Source organism: Desulfovibrio piger (assembly GCF_012843875.1).
Lineage (GTDB): Bacteria > Desulfobacterota > Desulfovibrionia > Desulfovibrionales > Desulfovibrionaceae > Desulfovibrio.
Map to the genome: position 1 here is coordinate 22,418 of NZ_JABAFY010000017.1, position 21,088 is coordinate 43,505.

The 21,088-nt window shown below is 65.9% G+C and carries 19 protein-coding genes; 12 read left to right on the top strand and 7 right to left on the bottom strand.

Annotation, left to right across the window (positions count from 1 at the left end):
* Positions 1 to 59: 59 nt before the first annotated feature.
* Positions 60 to 1,976, bottom strand: coding sequence for a biosynthetic arginine decarboxylase (gene speA / locus HF854_RS06145; RefSeq protein ID WP_168935500.1), 1,917 nt, complete (start codon positions 1,974 to 1,976; stop codon positions 60 to 62).
* A 228-nt stretch (positions 1,977 to 2,204) separates the two neighbouring features.
* Between speA and HF854_RS06150 the strand changes: the two genes are divergently transcribed.
* Complete coding sequence (locus HF854_RS06150; RefSeq protein ID WP_168935501.1) at positions 2,205 to 3,287, top strand: efflux RND transporter periplasmic adaptor subunit; 1,083 nt, start codon at positions 2,205 to 2,207, stop codon at positions 3,285 to 3,287.
* Positions 3,288 to 3,567: 280 nt separating this feature from the next.
* Here the strand turns inward: HF854_RS06150 and HF854_RS06155 are convergent, their stop codons facing one another.
* Together HF854_RS06155 and HF854_RS06160 are read right to left on the bottom strand one after the other, a co-directional pair.
* The gene (locus HF854_RS06155) at positions 3,568 to 4,197 is read right to left on the bottom strand and encodes a YigZ family protein (protein ID WP_168935502.1); all 630 of its coding nucleotides are present in this window, start codon (positions 4,195 to 4,197) and stop codon (positions 3,568 to 3,570) included.
* Positions 4,194 to 4,763, bottom strand: a complete 570-nt coding sequence (locus tag HF854_RS06160) for a cupin domain-containing protein (protein ID WP_168935503.1) — start codon at positions 4,761 to 4,763, stop codon at positions 4,194 to 4,196. Before HF854_RS06160 ends, HF854_RS06155 begins: the two co-directional genes overlap by 4 nt.
* Positions 4,764 to 5,021: 258 nt before the next feature.
* Between HF854_RS06160 and HF854_RS06165 the strand changes: the two genes are divergently transcribed.
* On the top strand, positions 5,022 to 5,534 hold the full coding sequence (locus HF854_RS06165) for a rubrerythrin family protein (protein WP_168935504.1): 513 nt from the start codon (positions 5,022 to 5,024) through the stop codon (positions 5,532 to 5,534).
* Between the two features lie 347 nt (positions 5,535 to 5,881).
* On the opposite strand, the gene HF854_RS06170 is transcribed toward HF854_RS06165, so the two are convergent.
* Genes HF854_RS06170 through HF854_RS06180 form a run of 3 tightly spaced genes read right to left on the bottom strand, consistent with a single transcriptional unit; the run spans position 5,882 to position 9,589 of the window.
* The gene (locus tag HF854_RS06170) at positions 5,882 to 7,447 is read right to left on the bottom strand and encodes a sigma-54-dependent transcriptional regulator (RefSeq protein ID WP_168935505.1); all 1,566 of its coding nucleotides are present in this window, start codon (positions 7,445 to 7,447) and stop codon (positions 5,882 to 5,884) included.
* Positions 7,429 to 8,556, bottom strand: a complete 1,128-nt coding sequence (locus tag HF854_RS06175; RefSeq protein ID WP_168935506.1) for a sensor histidine kinase — start codon at positions 8,554 to 8,556, stop codon at positions 7,429 to 7,431. The genes HF854_RS06170 and HF854_RS06175 overlap by 19 nt, the downstream gene beginning before the upstream one ends.
* A gap of 43 nt (positions 8,557 to 8,599) precedes the next feature.
* Entirely contained in the window at positions 8,600 to 9,589 is a 990-nt protein-coding gene (locus HF854_RS06180) for a YIP1 family protein (protein WP_168935507.1), read from the bottom strand.
* 279 nt (positions 9,590 to 9,868) lie between these two features.
* On the opposite strand from HF854_RS06180, the gene HF854_RS06185 reads away from it, so the two are divergent.
* From HF854_RS06185 to HF854_RS06220, 8 genes are all read left to right on the top strand, one after another.
* Complete coding sequence (locus tag HF854_RS06185; RefSeq protein WP_168935508.1) at positions 9,869 to 11,110, top strand: sodium:calcium antiporter; 1,242 nt, start codon at positions 9,869 to 9,871, stop codon at positions 11,108 to 11,110.
* A 234-nt stretch (positions 11,111 to 11,344) separates the two neighbouring features.
* Entirely contained in the window at positions 11,345 to 12,100 is a 756-nt protein-coding gene (locus tag HF854_RS06190; RefSeq protein ID WP_168935509.1) for a DUF3298 and DUF4163 domain-containing protein, read from the top strand.
* Between the two features lie 17 nt (positions 12,101 to 12,117).
* The gene (locus HF854_RS06195) at positions 12,118 to 12,411 is read left to right on the top strand and encodes an ApeI family dehydratase (RefSeq protein WP_168935510.1); all 294 of its coding nucleotides are present in this window, start codon (positions 12,118 to 12,120) and stop codon (positions 12,409 to 12,411) included.
* A 302-nt stretch (positions 12,412 to 12,713) separates the two neighbouring features.
* Positions 12,714 to 13,442 carry an SDR family NAD(P)-dependent oxidoreductase gene (locus HF854_RS06200; RefSeq protein ID WP_168935511.1) on the top strand — a complete coding sequence of 243 codons (729 nt, stop codon included), beginning with the start codon at positions 12,714 to 12,716 and terminating at the stop codon, positions 13,440 to 13,442.
* Complete coding sequence (locus HF854_RS06205; RefSeq protein ID WP_168935512.1) at positions 13,442 to 13,840, top strand: acyl carrier protein; 399 nt, start codon at positions 13,442 to 13,444, stop codon at positions 13,838 to 13,840. Before HF854_RS06200 ends, HF854_RS06205 begins: the two co-directional genes overlap by 1 nt.
* A complete protein-coding gene (locus HF854_RS06210; protein WP_168935513.1) occupies positions 13,840 to 15,054 on the top strand; it encodes a beta-ketoacyl-[acyl-carrier-protein] synthase family protein in 1,215 nt (404 codons plus the stop codon). The genes HF854_RS06205 and HF854_RS06210 overlap by 1 nt, the downstream gene beginning before the upstream one ends.
* Positions 15,051 to 15,524 (top strand): hypothetical protein, encoded by a 474-nt coding sequence (locus HF854_RS06215; RefSeq protein ID WP_168935514.1) that lies wholly within the window; start codon positions 15,051 to 15,053, stop codon positions 15,522 to 15,524. Before HF854_RS06210 ends, HF854_RS06215 begins: the two co-directional genes overlap by 4 nt.
* On the top strand, positions 15,485 to 16,687 hold the full coding sequence (locus tag HF854_RS06220) for an aminotransferase class I/II-fold pyridoxal phosphate-dependent enzyme (RefSeq protein WP_168935515.1): 1,203 nt from the start codon (positions 15,485 to 15,487) through the stop codon (positions 16,685 to 16,687). Before HF854_RS06215 ends, HF854_RS06220 begins: the two co-directional genes overlap by 40 nt.
* A 423-nt stretch (positions 16,688 to 17,110) precedes the next feature.
* Here the strand turns inward: HF854_RS06220 and yedF are convergent, their stop codons facing one another.
* Positions 17,111 to 17,722: a sulfurtransferase-like selenium metabolism protein YedF gene (yedF, locus tag HF854_RS06225; protein ID WP_168935516.1), complete on the bottom strand. Its 612-nt coding sequence runs from the start codon at positions 17,720 to 17,722 to the stop codon at positions 17,111 to 17,113.
* 704 nt (positions 17,723 to 18,426) lie between these two features.
* On the opposite strand from yedF, the gene HF854_RS06230 reads away from it, so the two are divergent.
* Entirely contained in the window at positions 18,427 to 19,380 is a 954-nt protein-coding gene (locus HF854_RS06230; RefSeq protein ID WP_168935517.1) for a hydrogenase small subunit, read from the top strand.
* Between the two features lie 12 nt (positions 19,381 to 19,392).
* Entirely contained in the window at positions 19,393 to 21,078 is a 1,686-nt protein-coding gene (locus HF854_RS06235; protein WP_168935518.1) for a nickel-dependent hydrogenase large subunit, read from the top strand.
* Positions 21,079 to 21,088 lie beyond the last annotated feature (10 nt).

Sequence of the window (21,088 nt, forward strand, 5' to 3'; positions counted from 1 at the left end):
AAGGAGAGGGGCTTTCCAGCTCCGGGAAAAGGTCCCTTCCCCTGCGAGCGCCCTCTTTCCTAGCGTTCGAAATAGGTGTAGCCGCGCAGGCCGTCTTCAAAAGCCTGGAGCACGGCAAAGCGGTCGCTGGGGGTCAGGCGTCCGGCCCGCACGGCGCGTTCGGCCGTGGCGCGCAGGTCGTCCAGGATACGGCGGGGGTCGTATTCCACATAGCTCAGGATGTCGGCCACGGAGTCGCCCCGGATCTCGCGCACGTACTCATAGCCGCCGTCGGGATCGACGCGGATGGAGACCACGTTGGTATCGCCCATGAGGTTGTGCAGGTCGCCCAAAGTCTCCTGATAGGCACCCACCAGGAAGACGCCCAGATAGTATTCCTCGCCGTCCTTCAGGGGATGCAGGTCCAGGGTGGTCTTGAGGCCCTGCGGGTCGATGAAGTGGTCGATGCGGCCGTCAGAGTCACAGGTGATGTCCGAGATGATGCCCTGGCGCGAGGGGAACTCGTTGAGGCGGTGCACCGGCATCACCGGGAAGAGCTGGTCGATGGCCCAGCTGTCCGGCAGGGACTGGAAGACGCTGAAGTTGCCGTAGTAGATGTCGGCCAGGCTCACGTCGATGTCCTGCAGGTCGCGGGGCACGGTCTTGAGCTTCACCTTTTCCTGGGCGATGCGCATGATGATGGCCCAGAAGAAACGCTCCGAAAGGGTACGCTGGCGCAGGTTCACGCGGCCCGTGGAGAAGAGCTTGCGCATCTCGTCACGGTAGTAGATGGCGTCGTTGTAGCATTCCTGCAGGTTGCGCAGGCTGATGTTGCCGTAGACCTCGCGCATGTTCAGCACGGGCTCGGGGGTGTCTTCGGGCAGCTCGGCGGGCAGCTGGGCCTCTTCCACGGCGCTCACGTCCAGCACGTTGAACAGCAGCACGGAATAGTAGGCCACGGTGGCGCGGCCGGATTCGGTGATGATGTGCGGGTGCGGCACCTGCTGCTCGTCGAGGATGCTCATGATGGCTTCCACGATGTCGGCGCTGTATTCGTCCAGATTGTAGTTGCGCGACGAGATGTAATTGGTGTGCGAGCCGTCGTAGTCCACGGCCAGACCGCCGCCCAGGTCAAGGTAGCCCATGGGCGCGCCTTCCTGCACCAGGCCCACATAAAGGCGCGCGCCTTCCATGACGCCGGTGCGGATGTCGCGGATGTTGGAGACCTGCGAGCCCAGGTGGTAGTGCAGCAGGCGGAAGCAGTCCAGCATGTCGCAGGCCTTGAGCTTGTCCACCACGTCCACGATCTGGGCCGGGGAAAGGCCGAAGGTGGAGCGCTCGCCACCGGAGTCGGTCCAGTGGCCGCTGGCCTTGACCGAGAGCTTGGCGCGCACGCCGATGTTGGGGCGGATGCCCAGTTCACGGCTGCGGGAGAGCAGAACGTCCAGTTCGCTGGGCATCTCCAGCACGAAGAACAGGTTGAAGCCCAGGCGCTGGGCCTGCAGGCCCAGGTCGATGAACTCCTCATCCTTGTAGCCGTTGCAGACGATGCAGGCTTCGGTATCGCGCATCAGGGAGACGGCGGCGATGAGCTCCGCCTTGGAGCCCACTTCCAGACCGTGATGGTAGCGGGAGCCGAACTGGGCGATCTTTTCCACCACCTGTTGCTGCTGGTTGACCTTGATGGGGAAGACGCCGCGGTACTCGCCCTGATAGTTCAGGTTCTTGATGGCCTTGAGGAAGGACTCGTGCAGGCTGGCGATACGGGAGTCCAGGATGTTTTCCACGCGCAGCAGCACGGGCATGTCATAGCCGCGTTCACGCAAGCCGGAGATGATCTCCGGTATGGAGATCTGCGGGCCCTTTGGGCCCTGCGGGCAGACGACCACGTCCCCTTCATCGGACACCGTAAAAAAGCCGGCTCCCCAGTTGCGGATACCGTACAGTTCGATGGAATCTTCCACCCGCCACTGTTGCAATGCGCGGTTTTTTGCCAATTCTTGTGCCTCCAGCATCGGAAATTTCGGATGAGTTCGCGGGCTCTCCCGCCGCGGGATTATTATGCCCGCACAGGGGGGAAAGTCAATTGTCCCGGGGCCGCTGTCCGTCCGGGAAGGCAGGGAGGGCAAGCGCTCCCGGGCAGGACCACACATTTGTTTTCTTGACGCGATGTGTCTGGTGTGCAACGTTTTTGAGGCATCATTCAGAAAATCGTGAGGACTGCCATGAAACATCTTGCCATCTTCCTGCTGCTGCTCGTCCCCGTGCTGGCCTCCTGTTCCGGCGACAAGGACGGACAGGGCGGCAGACAGGCCGCGCCCGTGCATGTGATGACGGTACAGCCGCAGGACGTGCCGCGCGTGCTCGGCGCTGTGGGCAACGTCAAGGCTTCCGCCAGTGTGGGGCTCACTCCCCGTGTGACCGGCGAGATAGAAAAGGTGCATTTTACGGAAGGCCAGGACGTGAAGGAAGGCGATGTGCTGCTGACCATCGATACGCGACCCTTTGAAGCCACCCTGCGCGAAAAGAAGGGCCAGCTGGCCAAGTCCGAGGCCCAGCTGCACAAGGCCACCAACGATGCGGGCCGTTACGGCAAGCTGGTGGGCAACGGCTATGTGAGCCGCGAGGCCTACGAGCAGACCGCCACCGAGGCCGCGGCCCTGCGCGCCACCGTGCAGGCCGACAAGGCCGCGGTGGAAAGCGCCGCCCTCGACCTTTCCTACTGTACCCTGCGCGCGCCCATCAGCGGTCGTGTGGGCGGTCTCAAGGTGGACAAGGGCAATATGGTGCGCAGCTCCGATACCACCCCCATCGTCAGCATCGACACCCTTTCGCCCATCTATGTGACCTTTTCGGTGCCGGAGCGGCATCTTTCCCTGATCCTCGACCGCATGCATGCCGGACCTGTGGAAGTGGACGTGACCCCCACGGGCGGGCAGACCGAAAAGGGCCTGCTGACCTTGGTGGAAAACAGCGTGGATACCACCACCGGCACCATCCAGCTGCGTGCCACCTTCGACAATGAGAACCGTCGCCTCTGGCCCGGCCAGTTCGTGACCGTGGAACTGCCGCTGGGCATGGCGCGCCAGGCCCTGGCCATCCCCAGTCGGGCCGTGCAGAGCGGCCGTGAGGAAAATTACCTCTATGTGGCCGGTGCCGACGGCAAGGCCTCTTACCGCAAGGTGAACATCCTCTTTGAGTCTGGTGACATCAGCGTGGTGGAAGGCGAGCTCAAGGCCGGGGAACAGGTCATCATCGACGGTATCGTGCGCCTGGCTCCCGATGTGCCGGTGAAGGTGATACAGTAAGGACGCTGCCAGGGGAGAACGGATCTCCTCCCGCCGAGTTTGAAGAATGGACGAGCCCCGTCTGCCGGACAGCAGGCGGGGCTTATTTTTATATTGGGGGGATCCGTATCCCGGTCGGGGACTGCTGGCCATCTTCCCCTGGAAAGGGGCGTGCCTGAAAAGGCGGACGGGCCTGCGCCTGCCGGGTGCGCGGGCCGGTTCGGGCGGGAAGCCGTCTTGTGGATATGCCGGAGACGCTTTGAGGCGGACGGCAGGACGTGTCTTGCGGCAGCCCCCTGCCTCACGCTTCCTCGACCGGCGTACAGCGGGCGCGGCCGTCGGTACGTCCGGCGATGGCTTCCTCGAAGGGGCCGCGCAGGGCCTCGGGCAGGCAGATGCGTACCCGGGCGGCCTGATCGTAGGCCTCGGCGCAGACGCGGGCCTCGAAGGTGGGCAGCAGGCGGTGCAGGCGGTCCAGATGGGCATAGTCCAGCTGCACGTCCAGCTCCACGGTAGGCACTTTTTCAGCCAGCGGCAGGGTGGCCAGGTTCTCGCGCACCGAATCCTGATAGGCGCGCACCAGGCCGCCGGTACCCAGTTTGACGCCGCCGAACCAGCGCGTGACCACCATGGTGATCTCGCCCACGCCGCAATGCAGCAGCACCTGCAGCATGGGGCGCCCGGCCGTGCCGTGCGGTTCGCCGTCATCCGAGAAGCCCACCTGGCCGCTGTGTCCCGGAGCCCCGGCCACGAAAGCCCAGCAGTTGTGGGTGGCGTCGGCGTGTTTGGTGCGGATCTGCTCCACGAAGGCGCGGGCGGCTTCCATGCCGGGCGTATGCGCGCAGTGGGTCAAAAAACGGCTGCGCCGGATGATGATCTCGGTCTGGAAGGGGGCGGCGGCATCGGCCGCGGGGATGGGGAAGCGGCTCATCCCCGGTAGCCTTTCCCGGGATCGGGACAGCCGTCAGGCAGCCGGCAAAAATGTTCGATGCCTTCTTTGGCAAAAGGATAGCGGCGTACCAGACAGGCCGCCTTGGCCAGCTCGAAGTCACGAAAATCGAAGCCCGGCGCCACCGTACAGGAGACCAGGGAAAAATCCGTCCCCGGGCAGGGTTCGGCGCCGAACCAGCAGCCGCCGGGCATGGGCAGCAGCAGATGCTGGTCGGCCAGGATGTCGGCCCCCAGTATCCTGTCCAGCTCCTTGCCGTCAGGGGTCAGGCAGTACAGGCGCAAAGGGCCGCCCAGATGGAAATGCCATAACTCATCCTGGCGGATGCGGTGCAGGCGTGAGCGCTCGCCCGCCTGCAACAGATACAGGATGCTCGTGCTGCACGGGCGGCTGCCGTAGATGCCGCAGGGAAGGCTCTCGGGCTGCAGATCCTGCGAGCTGCACCAGACGCGCCGGTAGTGGCCGCCTTCCACGTGGGGCATCAGGTCATAATGGCGGATGATGTCCTGGGCCGAAAGGGCTTGTGCAAGGGATGTGGTCGCTGTCATGCCGTTTTTTTAGCCTGCCTTGGCCCGGCTCGCAAGCTTTGCGGACAGGGCATGGAACAAAGGGCGTTTTTGTGCAGGAAAGACGGTGCTAATCCGGCTCCGGGACATTGACGCGGGCCATTCGGGCCTTATTTATTGGAGGCGGAAATAAAAATACGCAAAAAAATGCTTTACAAAGGCATGAGTTTTCTGTAAACAGGAATCGTTACTGATTGAGACAACTTTTTTTTGAACATATACCCCCCAAGGAGAACCACAATGAGCAAGACTCTCGAAAACCTGATGGCTGCTTTCGCCGGTGAATCCCAGGCCAACCGCAAATACCTCGCCTACGCCCAGGCTGCCGACAAGGAAGGCCTGTCCGGTGTGGCCAAGGTGTTCCGCGCCGCTGCCGCCGCCGAAACCATCCACGCCCACACCCATCTGAAGAACGCCGGCAAGATCGGCGACACCGCCGCCAACCTGCAGGACGCCATCGGTGGTGAGACCTACGAGTTCACCAAGATGTATCCTGAAATGATCAAGGAAGCCGAAGCCGAAGGCCAGACCGCCGTGGCCAAGTACATGGACATGGTGAACAAGGTGGAAGAAGTGCACGCCAACCTGTACAAGAAGGCTGCCGCTGACAACCACGCTTTCGACAACGTCGACTTCTACGTCTGCAAGGTCTGCGGCTACACCCACGAAGGCCCCTGTGACAGCTGCCCCGTGTGTGGCGCCAAGGCCGCTGCCTTCTTCAAGGTGGACGACGCCTGCTGCCTGAACAAGTAAGTTCGGCCGGTCCTGACTTTTCCAGGCGCTGCCCTTCGGGGCGGCGCCTTTTTTTGTGCCCGTTGGCCGGGAAAGTTGGCCTTGCCATGCCGCAAAACCGTGCGGCGGGGGAAGGTGCCGTCACCGGGCGGGTCGTTTGGGGCTGTGCCTGGGGGCTGAGGGCGTGGCAGGGCATGGCGGAGGGAGCCTCACGCGCGTACGGCGGGACGTTTTCGGGCGGGACATCCGTACCGGGGTGTGTCGGGAAGGCCGCCGTGCCGACAGGCAAAAAAGAAGGCCCGCCGGAGACCGGCAGGCCCTGGGATGGCGGAGCATTGAAGCGGTGACGGGCGTTTGTCCCGCGGCCCTCATTCGTCGCTGATGCGGGTCTCGATCTTCAGGCCGTATTTTTCCATGCGCGCCAGCAGGGTGGGGCGGGAAAGGCCCAGCAGGCGGGCCGCCTGCGAGCGGTTGCCCCGGCACTGGCGCAGGGCCTCGCGCACCACGGCCCTGCCCATGATGTCCATGCAGGTGTCGAAGGGCGAAGGATCGCCGGACCGGAGGCAGGCCGTGACGATGCTGGCCAGGCTGCGCTGTTCGTCGTTGTGAGGTACGCCAGCAGAAGCCGGGGCGTCTTCGACAGGAGCTTCCCCTTCGTGGAAGCCGTTCCTGGTGCCGACGGGGGAGCGGCGTACGCCCGGGGCAGGGCCGGTATCGCCGTTGCCGTTGATGCTGAGGCCCGCCGCGGGGGGATGCACTGCCGGGGAATCCAGCACCAGCTGCAGGTCGCGGATGCTCACCGGGGCGCCGCTGTTGAAGACCAGGGCCTTTTGCAGGGCATTGGAAAGTTCGCGCACGTTGCCGGGCCAGTCCAGACCGGCCAGATAGCGCAGGGCCTCTTCTTCCAGACCGGGATCGGGCCGGTGCAGCTCGGCGGCCTGCCGGTGCAGCAAAAAGGCCGCCAGGGCCGGGATGTCCTCGCGCCGTTCGCGCAGCGGCGGGGTCCAAAGGGTCACCACCTTGAGACGGTAGTAAAGGTCCTCGCGGAAACGCCCGTCGGCCACGGCCTGCTCCAGATTGGCGTTGGTGGCGGCGATGATGCGCACGTCCACGTCGATGGAGTCATGCCCGCCCAGACGCTGGATCTGTTTTTCCTGCAGCAGGCGCAGCAGTTTGGCCTGGATGCCCGGCGGCATGTCGCCGATCTCGTCCAGGAAGATGGTGCCGCCCGCGGCCTGTTCGATACGGCCGATGCGGCGGTGCTGCGCGCCGGTGAAGGCCCCGCGTTCATAACCGAAAAGTTCGCTCTCCAGCAGGGTGTCGGGGATGGCCACGCAGTTGATGACCGAGAACGGGCGGCGGGAGCGCGGACTGTAGCGCCAGATGGCATTGGCCACCAGCTCCTTGCCCGTGCCGGATTCGCCCCGGATCAGCACCAGGGCATCGGTGGGCGCCACGCGGCCGATGGCCTTGTACAGCTCCTGCATGGGGGGCGTATGCCCCACCAGGCGGATGTCGTCCTCTTCGCCCAGAGCCTCCTCGGCGGACTGGGCCTCGTGGCGGCGCTGGCTCTCGCCCGCGGCCAGGGCCCGTTGCAGCAGCTCCAGCACCTGCGGGATGTCGAAGGGCTTGAGCATGTAGTCGAAGGCCCCCAGCCGGGTGGCTTCGATGGCGGTCTCGGTGGTGGAATAGGCCGTCATGATGACCACCGGCGGACAGCCCTCCAGGGCACGCATCCGCTTGAGCGCTTCCAGACCGTCCATGCCGGGCATGCGCACGTCCATGACCACGCATTGCGGCATCCTTTCCCGCATGAGGTTCAGGGCCTCCTCGGCCGAGGCGGCGGTGCGCGTCTCGTAGCCTTCGGCGTCCAGCAGGCGCTGGAAGCCCTGACGCAGGTGGTGGTCGTCGTCGACTATGAGGATCTCAGCCATACGTCGTCCCCCTTGCGGACAGGCAGTACCATGACGAAGCTGGCCCCGTGTCCCGGTGCGTTGTGCAGGTGCAGCCAGCCGCCGTGTTCTTCAAAGATGCGCCGGGCGATGGGCAGGCCCAGGCCCGTGCCCTCCACCTTGGTGCTCATGAAGGGCTGGAAGATGACCTCGTGCAGCTCTTCGGGCACGCCGGGGCCGCTGTCCTCGATGCGGATGACCACCACGGGCCCCAGCGGGGCCAGGCGGCCGCGCTCTTCGCTGATGCGCACTTCCCCGTCGGTACCGGCGGCTTCGCAGGCATTGATGATGAGGTTGGCCAGAGCCTCGCGCAGCTGTTCGGCATCGCCGTCCACCCGGGGCAGGGGCGCGTGCCGCGTGCGGCGCAGGGTCACCTTGTAGGCTTCCATGCGCGGTTGCAGCAGGATGAGGGTGCGGTCCAGCACCTCGCTCATGTCCAGCGGCTCCTTGCTCAGGCGCGGACGGCGCGAAAATTCCAGAAAATTGCTGGTGATGGCTTCCATGTGCCGCACGGCCTCGTTCATGGCCTGCACGTCTTCCTGCTGGGCCGGGGAAAGCTCCATGCCCCGGGTGAAGGAGAACAGGCGCAGCTTGAGGCCCGTCAGCGGGTTGCGGATGGAGTGGGCCACCCCGGCGGCCAGTTTGCCCACCAGGGCCATCTTTTCGGTCTGGCGCAGGTTTTGGCGCAGGTTCTCGTGGCTTTCCTCAAGGGCCAGGCGGGTGCGCTGCATGTTCTCGTGCATGCGGCGGATGCGGCAGGTGATGGCGGGCACGGGCGAGCCCTGCGGCATGCGTCCGTCGGCATCGGGGCCCAGTTCGCGCAGGGCCGTGAGCAGGGGCAGGTAGATGCCGCGCCACAGGCAGGCGCCCAGGCCCAGCAGCAGGAGCAGGGCAAACAGCAGCAGGCACATGAGGATGCGCTGGCGCGTGCCCAGCGGCCAGATGAAGATGTCGATGCACAGCCAGATGCAGAGCAGCAGGCACAGGGCCAGGACGATGCTTCCCGGCAGCAGCAGCCGGGTGAGGTCGAAACCGTTTTTTTCTCCAGGAGCGGGAGCGTCCTGGACGGGCTGGGAAGGGTTTTCGTTCATGGGTGGCACGGGCGGAGGGGGAAAAGGCCAGGTCGATATGGGGCTAGAGCATCTGCATCACTTGCAGGAGCAGGAACATCTCCAGCAGGAAAACGGGCGCGTAGCCCAGCAACGTCTGGCTCCAGTCCAGGCGCAGCACGGTCTTGTAGCCCACAAGGGTGCAGGCCAGGCTCCAGACCAGGCCGGTGAGCGCTCCCAGCACGGGGATGACGCACAGCAGCATGGGCGCCGAGCCGTAGGCGCTGACCTGGAAGATCAGGTCGAATTCCGGCTTGTCGCGCAGGATGAGCCGGTACATGAGATAGAGCAGGGCGCTTTGCACATACAGCTGCAGGGTCACGAAGGCCACCTGCTTGAGCACGAACAGGGGCATGCTCTCATGGATGGCCAGGGTGCTGGCCATCATCTGCTGCATCTGCGGGTCCATGCCGCCGTCCACGAGCATGGAGGTCATGCCGCGCATCCAGAGCAGCTGCACCACGGAAAGGATGACGCTGACGATCAGATAGAAGCTCAGGGCGCGCAGGGAGCGGCGATGCGGGCGCAGGCAGCTGAAGAAGGCCGGCGCGCCGAACATGATGCGCGTGGCCGTACGGTAAAAGGCCACCATCCAGCCCGAAGGCGCGGGCGCCACGTCCCAGGGGTTGCCGGAAGGCAGGCCGGGGCGGTCGTCGTCGGCGTCGTCGTCCCGGAAGTCATCTTCAAGCGGCTCGTCGTCTGCCTGCGGCTTGGGCTCTTCCTGCCGGTCACGGGGCCGGAAGGGCGGGATCTCCTCGCGGGGATCTTCGCGGCGGCAGGGGGCCCCGCCTTTCCCGTCATCCCCTATGCCGGGGATGATGGCGCCGGGGGGCAGGTCGCTGGCCGCCGGGGCGGCTTCATTGCGGACGGGCGAAAGCTGTTCGCTGCTGCCATCCTGGGGATGGAAGCGGAAGCGGCAGGAACACTGGGGGCAGGTGGCGATCACCGAATGCGCCGGAGCGCGATCGGGAGGGAAAGGACGGCTGAAACCGCATTGAGGGCAGATGATGTTCATGACGCTACTCATAGCAGAGAGGCATCTGCCCTGCAATCCGGGGAACGGCCACGGGACGGAAAAGGCGGATTCAGGCTTGACAGGCGGAGAGAGAGCAACTATTTTGTCCGCACCTAAGGGGAGTAACTGGGTCCTTGAGACCCTGGCAGCATCAACAGCCTGACATCACGTCTGGTGCTGCCGTTGGCCCTGCCGACTAGTGAGACCTTGGCCGCATGACTGCATGCAGCCAAGGTCTTTTTTTTTGTGTAAAACCCAAACTCCGCCAAGGAGACCGTCATGTCTTTGCGCGACCTGCGTCCCTACCTTCTGGCTATCCTCATGACCTTGCCGGGCCTGGCCCTGCGCCTTGCCCCTGCGGACGTTTCCCCTATGCTGGTGGCCGTACTGGCCGGCCTGGCCATCCTGGGCGCGTCTTTCCTGCTGACCTGGGCCTGCGAAGTGGCCCAGCTCGACATCCCCCAGGCCGTGGCCGTGGCCGTGGTGGCCTTCATCGCCGTGCTGCCCGAATACGCCGTGGACATGTACTTTACCTGGATGGCGGGCCAGCATCCCGAAAGCGCCTACTCGCATTATGCCATCGCCAATATGACGGGCGCCAACCGGCTGCTCATCGGTATCGGCTGGACGGCCATCGTGCTGATCTTCGCGGGCCGCTTCCATAATTATGTGGCCCTGCACGAAGAAAAGCGCACCGACATCCTCTTCCTGGGCATGGCCACCCTCTATGCCCTGCTGATCCCGCTCAAGGGCTCCCTGACCCTGTTCGACGGCGTGGTCTTCCTGGGCATCTATGTGGGCTACATGTGCATCATCGCCCGCCGTCCCTGTGAGGAAGAAGAGCCCGAAGGCCCGGCGGCCACCCTGGCCAAGCTCTCGCGTCCCGCCCGCATGCGCGCCGTGGCCGGTCTGTTCCTGTTCGCGGCCCTGGTGATCCTGTTCAACGCCGAACCCTTCAGCGAAAGCCTGGTGGCCAGCGGCAAGATCCTGGGCATCAACGAGTTCCTGCTGGTGCAGTGGCTGGCGCCCATCGCTTCCGAAGCGCCGGAATTCATCGTGGCCCTGATGTTCGCCTTCCGCGGCAACGCCGGTCTGGCCCTGGGCAGCCTGCTGTCCTCCAAGCTCAACCAGTGGACCCTGCTGGTGGGCATGATCCCCGGTGTCTACGCCGTGTCTTCCGGCGGCACCACCCCCATCAACCTGGACCCGCACCAGTTCCAGGAGATCTTCCTCACGGCCGGCCAGTCCATCTTTGCCGTGGCCCTGCTGCTGGACCTGCGCCTGGGCCTGCGCGAGGCGGCGGCCCTGCTGGTGTTCTTCCTGGCCCAGCTGTTCTCGCCCTTCTATGACGTGCAGCTGGAAGCCCTGCTGGGCCTGCCCCACGACCCGCTGCGCCTGCACAACTTCTATGCCTGGACGTACCTGATCCTGGCGGGCCTGCTCCTGCTGCGGCACTGGCGCCTGGTGGCCGAGCTGCGTTACGGCTTCCACGTCAAGGTCCGGGATATCGTGCATCATTAGGGCCTTGCCTCCGTCTGGAGGAGAGGCTCCCCACGGCCGGTCTTCCCCCTGTCCGCGCAGGGTCGGCAGACCGGCCTTTTATTTGCTCCCGCAAGGCTTGACAGGGCCGCAGGAGCCCTCTACAAGCAGCTTGCGGCGCCATGCCGCGATCTCTTTTTCCGTCGTCTGGGGGGTATGATGTTCAGCTCTGGGAATCTCCGTCATCTGCCGGGATCCTGTTGCCGGTCCGCTCGCATGCTTGCGCTGGCGGCCCTGCTGTCGTGCTTCGCACTGTCTCCTGATCTATGTCCCACGGCCAGCGCCGCGCACGGGCACGGCACCATGCTGGCCGACTCCCGTCCCGAGCCCGCCCTTGCCCCCATTTCCGTCACGGATTGCAACCTGCGCCGCGTTTCCCGGCCGGGCAAGCCGGACATCACCGTCACCTATCCCATGCTGGGCCGCAAGGACGTGGACCGCGACGTGGCCGACTGGGTGGAGCGCATCGCCTCGACCTTCGAGGCCGAGCTGGCGCCGCTGGCCCTTGAGTGGCAGGAGCAGGAACTCCCGCCCTGCGAGCTCATAGGCTCCTACACCCTGACGCGTCCCTCGGCCAATGGCCTGAGCATCGTCTTCGAGATCTGGACCTACACCGGCGGCGCGCACGGCAATCTGGACGTGATCCCGCTGACCTACAGCCTGCTTTCCGGCCAGCGTCTGGGGCTGGTGGACATCTTCGAGAACGTGGACAAGGCTCTGGAGATCATGTCCGCCGTGTCCCGGAAGGAGCTTGCCACCCGTCTGGGCGGCGGCCGGGTGGACAGCATGATCCACGACGGCACCGAGCCCCTGGCGGACAATTTTTCCGCGCTGGCCCTGGTGCCCGGCGGGGTGCGTGTCTACTTCCAGCCTTATCAGGTGGCTCCCTGGGCCGCCGGGACGCAGCGCGTCTTCATCCCGCTGGAAAAACTGGCTCCGGCCGGTCCCCTGCATCTGCTCTGGGGCGAATGATGCCGCCCCTGGAGGCCGTGCTGCGCTTTCCCGGCCATGCGCCTTTGCTGGCCGACCATTTTCCCGGTGCGCCCCGCGTGCCCGGTTCCTGCCTTTTGGAAGCCATGCGCCGGGCCGTGGAAGAGGCCTTCCCGTCCCGTCGTGTCCGTGCCGTGCGCCGGGCACGCTTCCGCCATTTCGTCCTGCCTGACAGCGACCTGCTGTGCCGTATGGAGCCTGAAGACAGGGGCGACGCCCTGCCGTCGGAGGTCCGCTGCCGTCTGCTGCACGGCGATGCCTGCCTGGCCGAAGCCGTGTTCTCTCTGGAGTGAGGGGAAGGCCGTCCTATTTTCAAGGGGATCTTGCCGAAGGAGACGAAGGAAGCTTGGGGAAAAGCGCCCTTTTCCGCCTTCTGGCGCTTCCATCTCCCCGCAAAAAACTTCCTTCCGGTCATTGGGGGTCGTGCGCTGCGCAGAGCGGACGCGCGGCTGCCGGTCTCCCGTTTTTGTCGCGAACTCGATGGGCCTCATGCCCGGTGCATCTTCAGGCCTTATCCCGGCCTGTCCATGGCCTGGCGCAGGCCGTGTGCGGCAGGGCCCTTGCGCCCGGGCCGCTTTTTTTTCACTATGCGGCCATGCGATTGACGTTCCATGGTTCTGTCCTCATCCTTGGCGGCAGCAGCGAGCTGGGCCGTGCCCTGGCGCTGGCCTTGCGCGCCGAAGGGGCGCAGGTCTGCTGTGTCTGCCGTGATGACGCAGGCTGCGCCCGCTGTGCGCAGGACGGCCTGCCCGCCCTTGTCCTTGGCGATCCCGAGACCCTGCCCGCCCGCTGTGAAGCCCTGCTGGGCCGGCCGGTGGGGCATCTGGCGGATCTGCTGCATTCCCGTTTCGAACAGCTGGTGGCCATGGCGGCGCCCGAGGCCATAGAGCGCTGGGCGGATGATGACATCGCCTTGCGTGCCCGCTGCCTGCGTGCCGTGAGCCGGGCCATGCTGGCCCGCCGTTTCGGCCGTTGTGTCTTCGTCTCGTCCAGTGCCGCGCAGCGGCCGTCGCCCGGGCAGGGCTGGTACGCCGCGGCCAAGCTGGCCGGTGAGGGCCTGTACCGCAGCCTCGGCGTGGAGCTGGCCGGACGCGGCCTCAGCGCCTGTTCCGCCCGTCTGAGCTGGCTGGATGCCGGACGCGGGCACGAATTCCTTTCCCGCCACGGGCAGGTGGCCCGTGCCATGCCCGCCGGGCGCTGCCTGGGCCCGGACGACGTGCTGCCGGGCCTGTGCTTCCTGCTGTCGGCGGAGGCCGCGGCCATCAACGGCAGCGTGGTGACTCTTGACGGGGGCCTCGGGGCCCTCAAACTCCCGGAGCTGTGATGCGATACGACGAGATCAGCCTCAAGGTGCGCGAGATCGTGGCCAATCTGTTCGAGCGCGATGCCGCGACCCTGAGCGACGATACCCTGCTCATGCAGGATCTGCCCTGTGAATCCATCGACCTGCTGGAAGTGAGCGTGCAGCTGGGCGCCACCTTCCATATTTTTGTGGACGAGGAGCGCGCCTTTCTGCGCTCCCTGCGTTACCAGCTGGCCGGCGCCCCGGATGCGGCCGCCTTTTTGCGCGAGCATTACGGCCATCTGGACGAAGCGCGGCGGCAGCAGCTGGCCGCCTATTATACGGATGCCGACGGCATGGCCCTGCAATCGCCCCTGACCCTGGGCGACATCGCCCACTGGGTGGAACAGGCCCTTGAGGCCACACGGCAGGGGGCCTGATGGCCGTGCCTGAGCGGGTCGTCATCAGCGGTGCGGGCTGCTGCACGGCGCTGGGCCATGATCTGGACAGCGTGGCCCGCAGCCTGCGCGAGGGCCGTGATGCCTTTCGGGCCTCCGGCGCGCTGGAAGGGCTTTCCGTCTGCCCGGCGGAAGACTGGGGCCAGGACGGGGCCCGGCAGCAGTTCGAAGGCTGGCGGCATCGCCATTACCTGAACCGGGGCAGCCGGATGGCTGTCCTTTCGGGCCTGCGTGCCCTGCGCGATGCCGGGCTGGAGGCGGGCCTGCCCGTCCGTTCGCAGATCATCGCCGCCGTGGGGCCCATGCTGGACGTCACCGGTGAACCGGGCCTGCCGCCGCAGGATACCGCGACGCTGGGCGCGCTCTGGCTGCTGCGCTGGCTGCCCAATACCGCCGCCGGAGCACTGGCCCGTTTTGCCCGCTGCCATGGCGAGGCCCTGACCGTCAACGCGGCCTGCGCCTCGGCCCTGCAGGCCCTGGGCGAAGGCTGGCGGCGCATACGCTTCGGTCTGGCCGACGCCGTACTGGTCGCGGCCGGGGACAGCCGCCTTTCGCTGGGCGGACTGCTGGGCTATCACAAGGCCCGTGCCCTCAGTCTTTGTGCGCCCGGTACGGGCCCGCGTCCCTTCGACATGGGCCGGGACGGCTTCGTGCCCGGTGAGGGCGGCGCGGCCTTCGTGCTGGAGAGCCTGTCCTCGGCGCAGGCCAGGGGCGCCCATGTCCATGCGGAGATCCTGGGCTACGGGGCCTCCGTGGATGCCGAGAGCCTGACCGCGCCCGAAGCACGGGGCACCTGGGCCGAGCTGGCCGTGCGGGGCGCTTTGGAAGAGGCGGGCCTCGATGCCGCCGGACTGGGCTGGCTTTCGGCCCACGGCACGGGCACGCAGCTCAACGATCAGGCCGAGAGCCTGCTGTGGGAACGCCTGCTGGGCGATGTGCCCGGCGGCCCGGCCGTCATGGCCTTCAAATCCTGGCTGGGGCACGGTTCCTCGGCCTGCGGGGCGCTGGAGCTGTGCTGTGCGCTGGCCGCCTGGCGTGACGGCAGGATGCCGCCCGTGCGCCATCTGGAACGGCCCTGTTCCCCCCGTCTCGACTTCGTGCGGGAGCCCCGTCCCTTCCCGTCCTCCCGCGGCCTGCTGGAGAATTTCGGCTTCGGTGGCCAGAACGCCGCCCTTGCCGTGGATCTGCGGCCATGAACACGGATTTCTTTCTGGATGCACCGTCGCCCTTCGTCTTGCTGGATGCGGCCCGGGCCATGGACTCCCCACCGGGGCTCACGGCCTGGCGCCGTTGTGAGGGCGTGCCTTTCTGGCAGGTGCTGGAGGCCGCCGCGCAGGCGGCCGCCCTGCAACAGCGTGTGGCGCGGGATTTTTCCTGTCATGCCTTCCTGCTGTCCGTGGAGCGCGCTCCATGGCCTGCCGGGCCCCTGTCCGGCACGGCGCGGCTGGACGTGCGGGTGACGGCACAGGGCGGCAGTGTGGCGGCCTCGCTGGTGCGCGTGCGGGGGCTTTGCGGGCCTGGGGGCCCCCTGCCGCCGCTGGAGCTGGAACTGCGCGTGGGCCTGGTGCCCTATGATGCCTCTTTTTCCCGTGAACTGCTGGAGAGCCGCTACAGGGAGCTGTACTCATGTCTGTCCCACAACGCCGAAGCCTTTATGACTGTCTGAACGACCGCCTGCGCGCCGATGCCCGTCTGGGCCTTGCCCGCGACAGCGCCGCCATGGCCGGGGGAGCCGCCGGGCCGCTGCTGTACCGGGACGGCCGGGAGTACATCTCCTTCATGAGCAACGACGGTCTGGGCCTTGCCGCCGATGCGCACTGGCAGGCGCGGGTGGCTGCCTGTTTTGCCGCCCATGCGCCGTCGGCGTCGGCCTCGCGTCTGGCCGGGGGCCGCAGCGATGTGGTGGACCAGGCCTGTCGGGCCGTGGCCGATTACTTCGGTTTTGCGGAATGTCTGTTCCTGCCCAGCGGTTATCAGGCCAATCTGGCCTGTGTGACCACCCTGCTCCAGCAGGGGCAGGAGGCCTTTGTGGACAGGCGCTGTCACGCCAGCGTCATGCGAGCCCTGCCGCTGGCCGGGGCGCGCATCCGGGCCTGGAACCATCTGGACTATGACCATCTGGAGCGCCTGCTGTCCTCCCTGCCGCTGGACGCGCCGCAGCCCGTGGTCATGGCCGAGTCCCTGTACAGCATGGACGGCGCGGCTCTCGATCTGGAACGCATGGCGGCCCTGCGTCGCCGGTACGGATTTTTCCTCTGTGTGGACGAAGCCCATGCGCTGGGGGCCCTGGGCCCCGGCGGACGCGGCCTGTGCGCGGCGCAGGCCCTGCGGGATGGCGGCCGGGCCCCGGCCGATCTGGTGGTGGGCACGCTGGGCAAATCGCTGGGCCTGTGGGGCGCGTTCCTGCTGCTGCCCCGGGGCTTCACGCCCCTGTTCGAGCATCTGGCCTCGGCCATCATGCACAGCACGGCCCTGCCGCCCGCCCATGCGGCCTGCATGCTGGCGCTGGTGGAGGAACTGCCGCGCCTTGAGGAGCGACGGCGTACGCTGGCCGCGCGCGTGGCCTTTTTCCGTCAGGCCCTGACGGAACGGGGGCTGCCGGTCATGGGCGATGCGCACATCTTGTCCGTGCCCGTGGGCGATGAGGCGCGCTGCCGCCGTCTGGCCGCCCGTCTGTCCGAGAGCGGGGTGCTGGTGCTGGGGGCCCGCTGGCCCACCGTACCGCGCGGGCAGGCCCTGCTGCGTTTCGGCCTCACCGCCCGCCATACGGAAGAATTGCTGGCCCGCACGGCTGCAGTGCTGTCCGGGCTGTGGGAAGGCCAGGGATAGGGGCGGGGGAGGAAGGGACCCTTTTGGAAAAGGGGCCCTTCCTCCCCCGTACCCCCTCCATCCTCCGAAAACTTTTGTTCTGGTCTGGCCGCAAGTCCCCGGCGTTGCGCTGTGGGGAGGGCTATCGGCTCCTGACCGGAGTACAGGGACTTCAGGGGGGAAGGCTTTGAGGGGAAGAGCCGCTTCGCTGGCTGCGGTCTGCGGCAGGGGATACGCGGCCGGGACCGGCGGATATGCGGGAAGAAGAAAGGGCCCGTCCCATGAGGGAAGATACTGGCGAGGCCGGGAAATTTTCAGATGGCCTGCATGGTTGCGGGATGCAAGACGTAAAAAAAGAGGAACGCTGCGGAGCGTCCCTCTTTTTTTATGCCTCATGCGCGGGCAGGGAAAGGTGCTTTCCCGCACGGCCCGCAGGCGTTGCGGTCAGGGCCGGATGACCTTGTCGGCCAGGGAAAGGCTGGTCACCACGTCCATCATGTTGGTGGTCTCGCCTACCTGCTTGGCTTCCAGCAGGTTGAAGAAGTTCAGGCAGGTCCCGCAGACAAGGATGCTGACGCCGTTGCTTTCCAGCTGCTTCAGGGTATCCAGGCACTTGCCCTCCGTGGCCGCCAGCTTGACGCCGCCGTTGAGCAGCACGATGCGCCACAGGGAGGCCCCCAGTTCGGGCAGGCTGGCCAGGAAGTTTTCCATCAGGCGGGCGCCCAGTTCGTCATCGCCGCGGCCCAGGGTATCGGTAGTGATGAGGACCAGGGTCTTGCGGCTTTCCGTATCCGCTGCAGGAGCGGCGGCCGGGGCCTGTTCCGGGGCTTCCACCTGTGTGGCGCTGCTCAGGCCGTGCACTTCCCACAGGGCGTTTTCGGGCTGGTTGACGCTGACTTCAAAGCCGCTGCGGCGCAAAAAGCGGCTCACGTTCTCGCTGGCGGCAGCGTTGTCCACCAGGACGAGCAGCTCCTGCGGCCGTCCCTGTTCCAGGGCGTCGCGGGTGCGCATCACAGGCTGGGGGCAGGCAAGGCCCCGACAATCCAGGGTTTTCATTCATATCCTCCTGACGGTTTCGTTCCGGCATCATGCCGGTGGTGCCAGTATGCCAGATGCGGCAGGCAGGGTCGAGAGGGGAGCGGCACCGGCGGGATGCCACGCGTTTGGGCGGCATGACTGGCTGATGTTGCCTGATGGGGGGCGGCAGGGGAGGACGTCCCGCAAGTGGCGTGCAAGCTTTTCTGACGTGTTTGTTGGCCGCAGCTTTCCCGGCCTGCTTTGGGGACGGGCAGGGCAGGCCGGAAACGTTGCCGGAGCCGGGGAAAAAGAAAAATTTTTTCCAGCCCCGGCAAGCGGTCATGCGGTCGGGGAGGCCCTGCCCACTGCCGGAAAAGCGGTGGGGTGGTTGACCAGATGACGGTGGCAGGGTAGGATGGCTGCCAATGGCGGAATTCTCCGCCGCAAGGAGGCATCATGTTCATTGTCCGTTTGTGAAGTAGCCGGCTGAAGACGCGGGTTCGCGTCATTTCCGGCTGCGGCGCGGGCAATGGATGGCATGCCCACGCATAATCCCTCCCATTCCTTCCCCTCGCCGCATACTCCCCATTCGACCATGCATGGCCTTGGTCGTCCTTTGCTGTGGCATGCACCTCATGCAGTGGACGGCAGCCGGGGGAAGGCTCCGTGGCTGGAGCCTTCCATTTCATCTTGTGCGGTCTTCATCATTCCCGTTTATCTCATCCTGCAGACAGGAGGCACGTATGCGTATTGCCGTTGGTCTGGGCAAAAAAGGTGGGGAGGAACGTCTGGCGCAACAGGGCGTCAGCCGTCGTGATTTTTTGAAATTCTGCACGGCCGTGGCCGTGACCATGGGCCTTGGGCCCAGCATGGCTACGGAAGTGGCCGCGGCGCTGACCAATCGCCGCGCCTCCGTGGTCTATCTGCACTGCGCTGAATGTACGGGCTGTTCCGAGGCCCTGCTGCGCACCTGCAAACCCTTCCTCGACACCCTGATCCTGGACACCATCTCCCTGGATTATCACGAAACCATCATGGCCGCCGCGGGCGAAGCCGCCGAGGCCGCGCTGGATCAGGCCATCAGCAATCCTGAAGGCTTCATCTGCGTGGTGGAAGGCGCCATCCCCACGGCCATGGACGGCAAGTACGGCTATGTGGGCGGCCACACCATGCTGGACCTGTGCAAGCGCGTGCTGCCCAAGGCCAAGGCCGTGGTCACCATGGGCACCTGTGCCGCTTACGGCGGCGTGCAGGCCGCCAAGCCCAATCCCACCGGCTCCGTGGGCGTCAATGACTGCTTCGCCAGGCTGGGCATGGACGTGAAGGCCATCAATATCCCGGGCTGTCCGCCCAATCCCCTGAACCTGGTGGGCACGCTGGTGGCCTTTTTGCAGAACAAGGAGATCAAGCTCGACGATCTGGGCCGTCCGCTCATGTTCTACGGCCAGTCTGTACACGATCTGTGCGAGCGCCGCGTCCATTTCGAGGCGGGCGAGTTCGCGCCCTCCTTCGATTCCGAAGAAGCGCGCAAGGGCTGGTGTCTGTACGATCTGGGCTGCAAGGGCCCCAGCACCTACAACAACTGCCCCAAGGCCCTGTTCAACGAGACCAACTGGCCCGTGCGGGCCGGACATCCCTGCATCGGTTGCAGCGAGCCCAATTTCTGGGATGACCTGTCGCCTTTTTACCAGAACTAGGGAGCTGCCAGCATGAGCCAAGTTATGAAAACGCCCCAGAGCAATTTCTCCGGCCCCATTGTCGTTGACCCGCTGACCCGTATCGAAGGCCACCTGCGCATCGAGGTGGAAGTGGAAAACGGCCGCATCAAGGATGCCCGCAGCTGCGGCACCCTGTATCGCGGTCTGGAAGTGATCCTCAAGGGACGCGACCCCCGCGATGCCCAGCACTTCACCCAGCGCACCTGCGGCGTGTGCACCTACACCCACGCCCTGGCCTCCACCCGCGCCCTGGAAGACGCCATGGGCCTGACCCTGCCCGCCAATGCCACCTATATCCGCAATCTGGTGCTGGGCCTGCTGTTCATGCACGACCACATGGTGCACTTCTACCACCTGCACGCCCTGGACTTCGTGGATGTGACCGCCGCCCTCAAGGCCGATCCGGCCAAGGCCGCGGCGCTGGCCTCGTCCATCTCGCCCCGCAAGGCCACGGCCGATGACTTCAAGGCCGTGCAGGCCCGCCTGAAGGCCTTTGTGGACAGCGGCCAGCTGGGGCCCTTCACCAACGCCTATTTCCTGGGCGGGCATCCGGCCTATTATCTTGATCCCGAAGCCAACCTCGTGGCCACGGCCCACTATCTGGAAGCCCTGCGCGTGCAGGTCAGCGCCGCCAAGGCCATGGCCGTGTTCGGCGCCAAGAACCCGCATCCCCAGTTCCTCATCCCCGGCGGCGTGACCTGTTATGAATCCCTGACGCCCGAGCGCATCAAGGAATTCCGCGACCTGTACCTGCAGGCCCGCGAATTCATCGAAGAAGTCTACATCCCCGACCTGCTGCTGGTGGCCGGTGCCTACAAGGACTGGGCCGCGCTGGGCTGCGGTTGCCGCAACTTTATGGCCTTTGGTGAATTCCCCGAAGTGGGCGGCGAGCGCGACATCACCAAACGCTGGCTCAAGCCCGGCGTGCTGCTGGACGGCAAGCTGGATACCGTGCATCCCTTCGATGCCGGCAAGATCGCCGAGCATGTGCGCCACAGCTGGTACGAAGGCGAAGAGGCCCGCGCCCCCTACGACGGCGAGACCAAGCCCGCCTTTACCCGCATGGGCGATACGGACCGCTATTCCTGGCTCAAGGCGCCGCGCTATGACGGCTTGGCCATGGAGACCGGCCCGCTGGCCCAGATGCTGGTGGCCTATGCCCAGGGCCATGAAGCCGTGAAGCCCGCGGTGGACAAGGTGCTGTCCGCCCTGGGCGTGGGGCCGGAAGCCCTGTTCTCCACCCTGGGCCGCACCGCCGCCCGCGGCGTCGAGACCCTGGTCATCGCCCAGCAGGTGGAAAAGTGGCTGGCCGAATACGAAGCCAACATCGCCGGCGGCGACAAGAAGATCGCCATGGAATGCAGCGTGCCCAGGGAAGGGCGCGGCGTGGGCTTCGTCAATGCCCCGCGCGGCGGCCTGTCGCACTGGCTGCGCATCGAAGACGGCAAGATCGGCAACTTCCAGCTGGTGGTGCCCACCACCTGGAACCTGGGGCCCCGGGACGCCAAGCATGTGCTGAGCGCCGCCGAACAGGCCCTGGTGGGCACGCCCGTGGCCGATCCCAAGCGGCCTGTGGAGATCCTGCGCACCATCCATTCCTTCGACCCCTGCATCGCCTGCGCCGTGCATGTCATCGACGGCGAGACCAATCAGGTGCACGAGTTCAAGGTCCTGTAAACCGTATCCG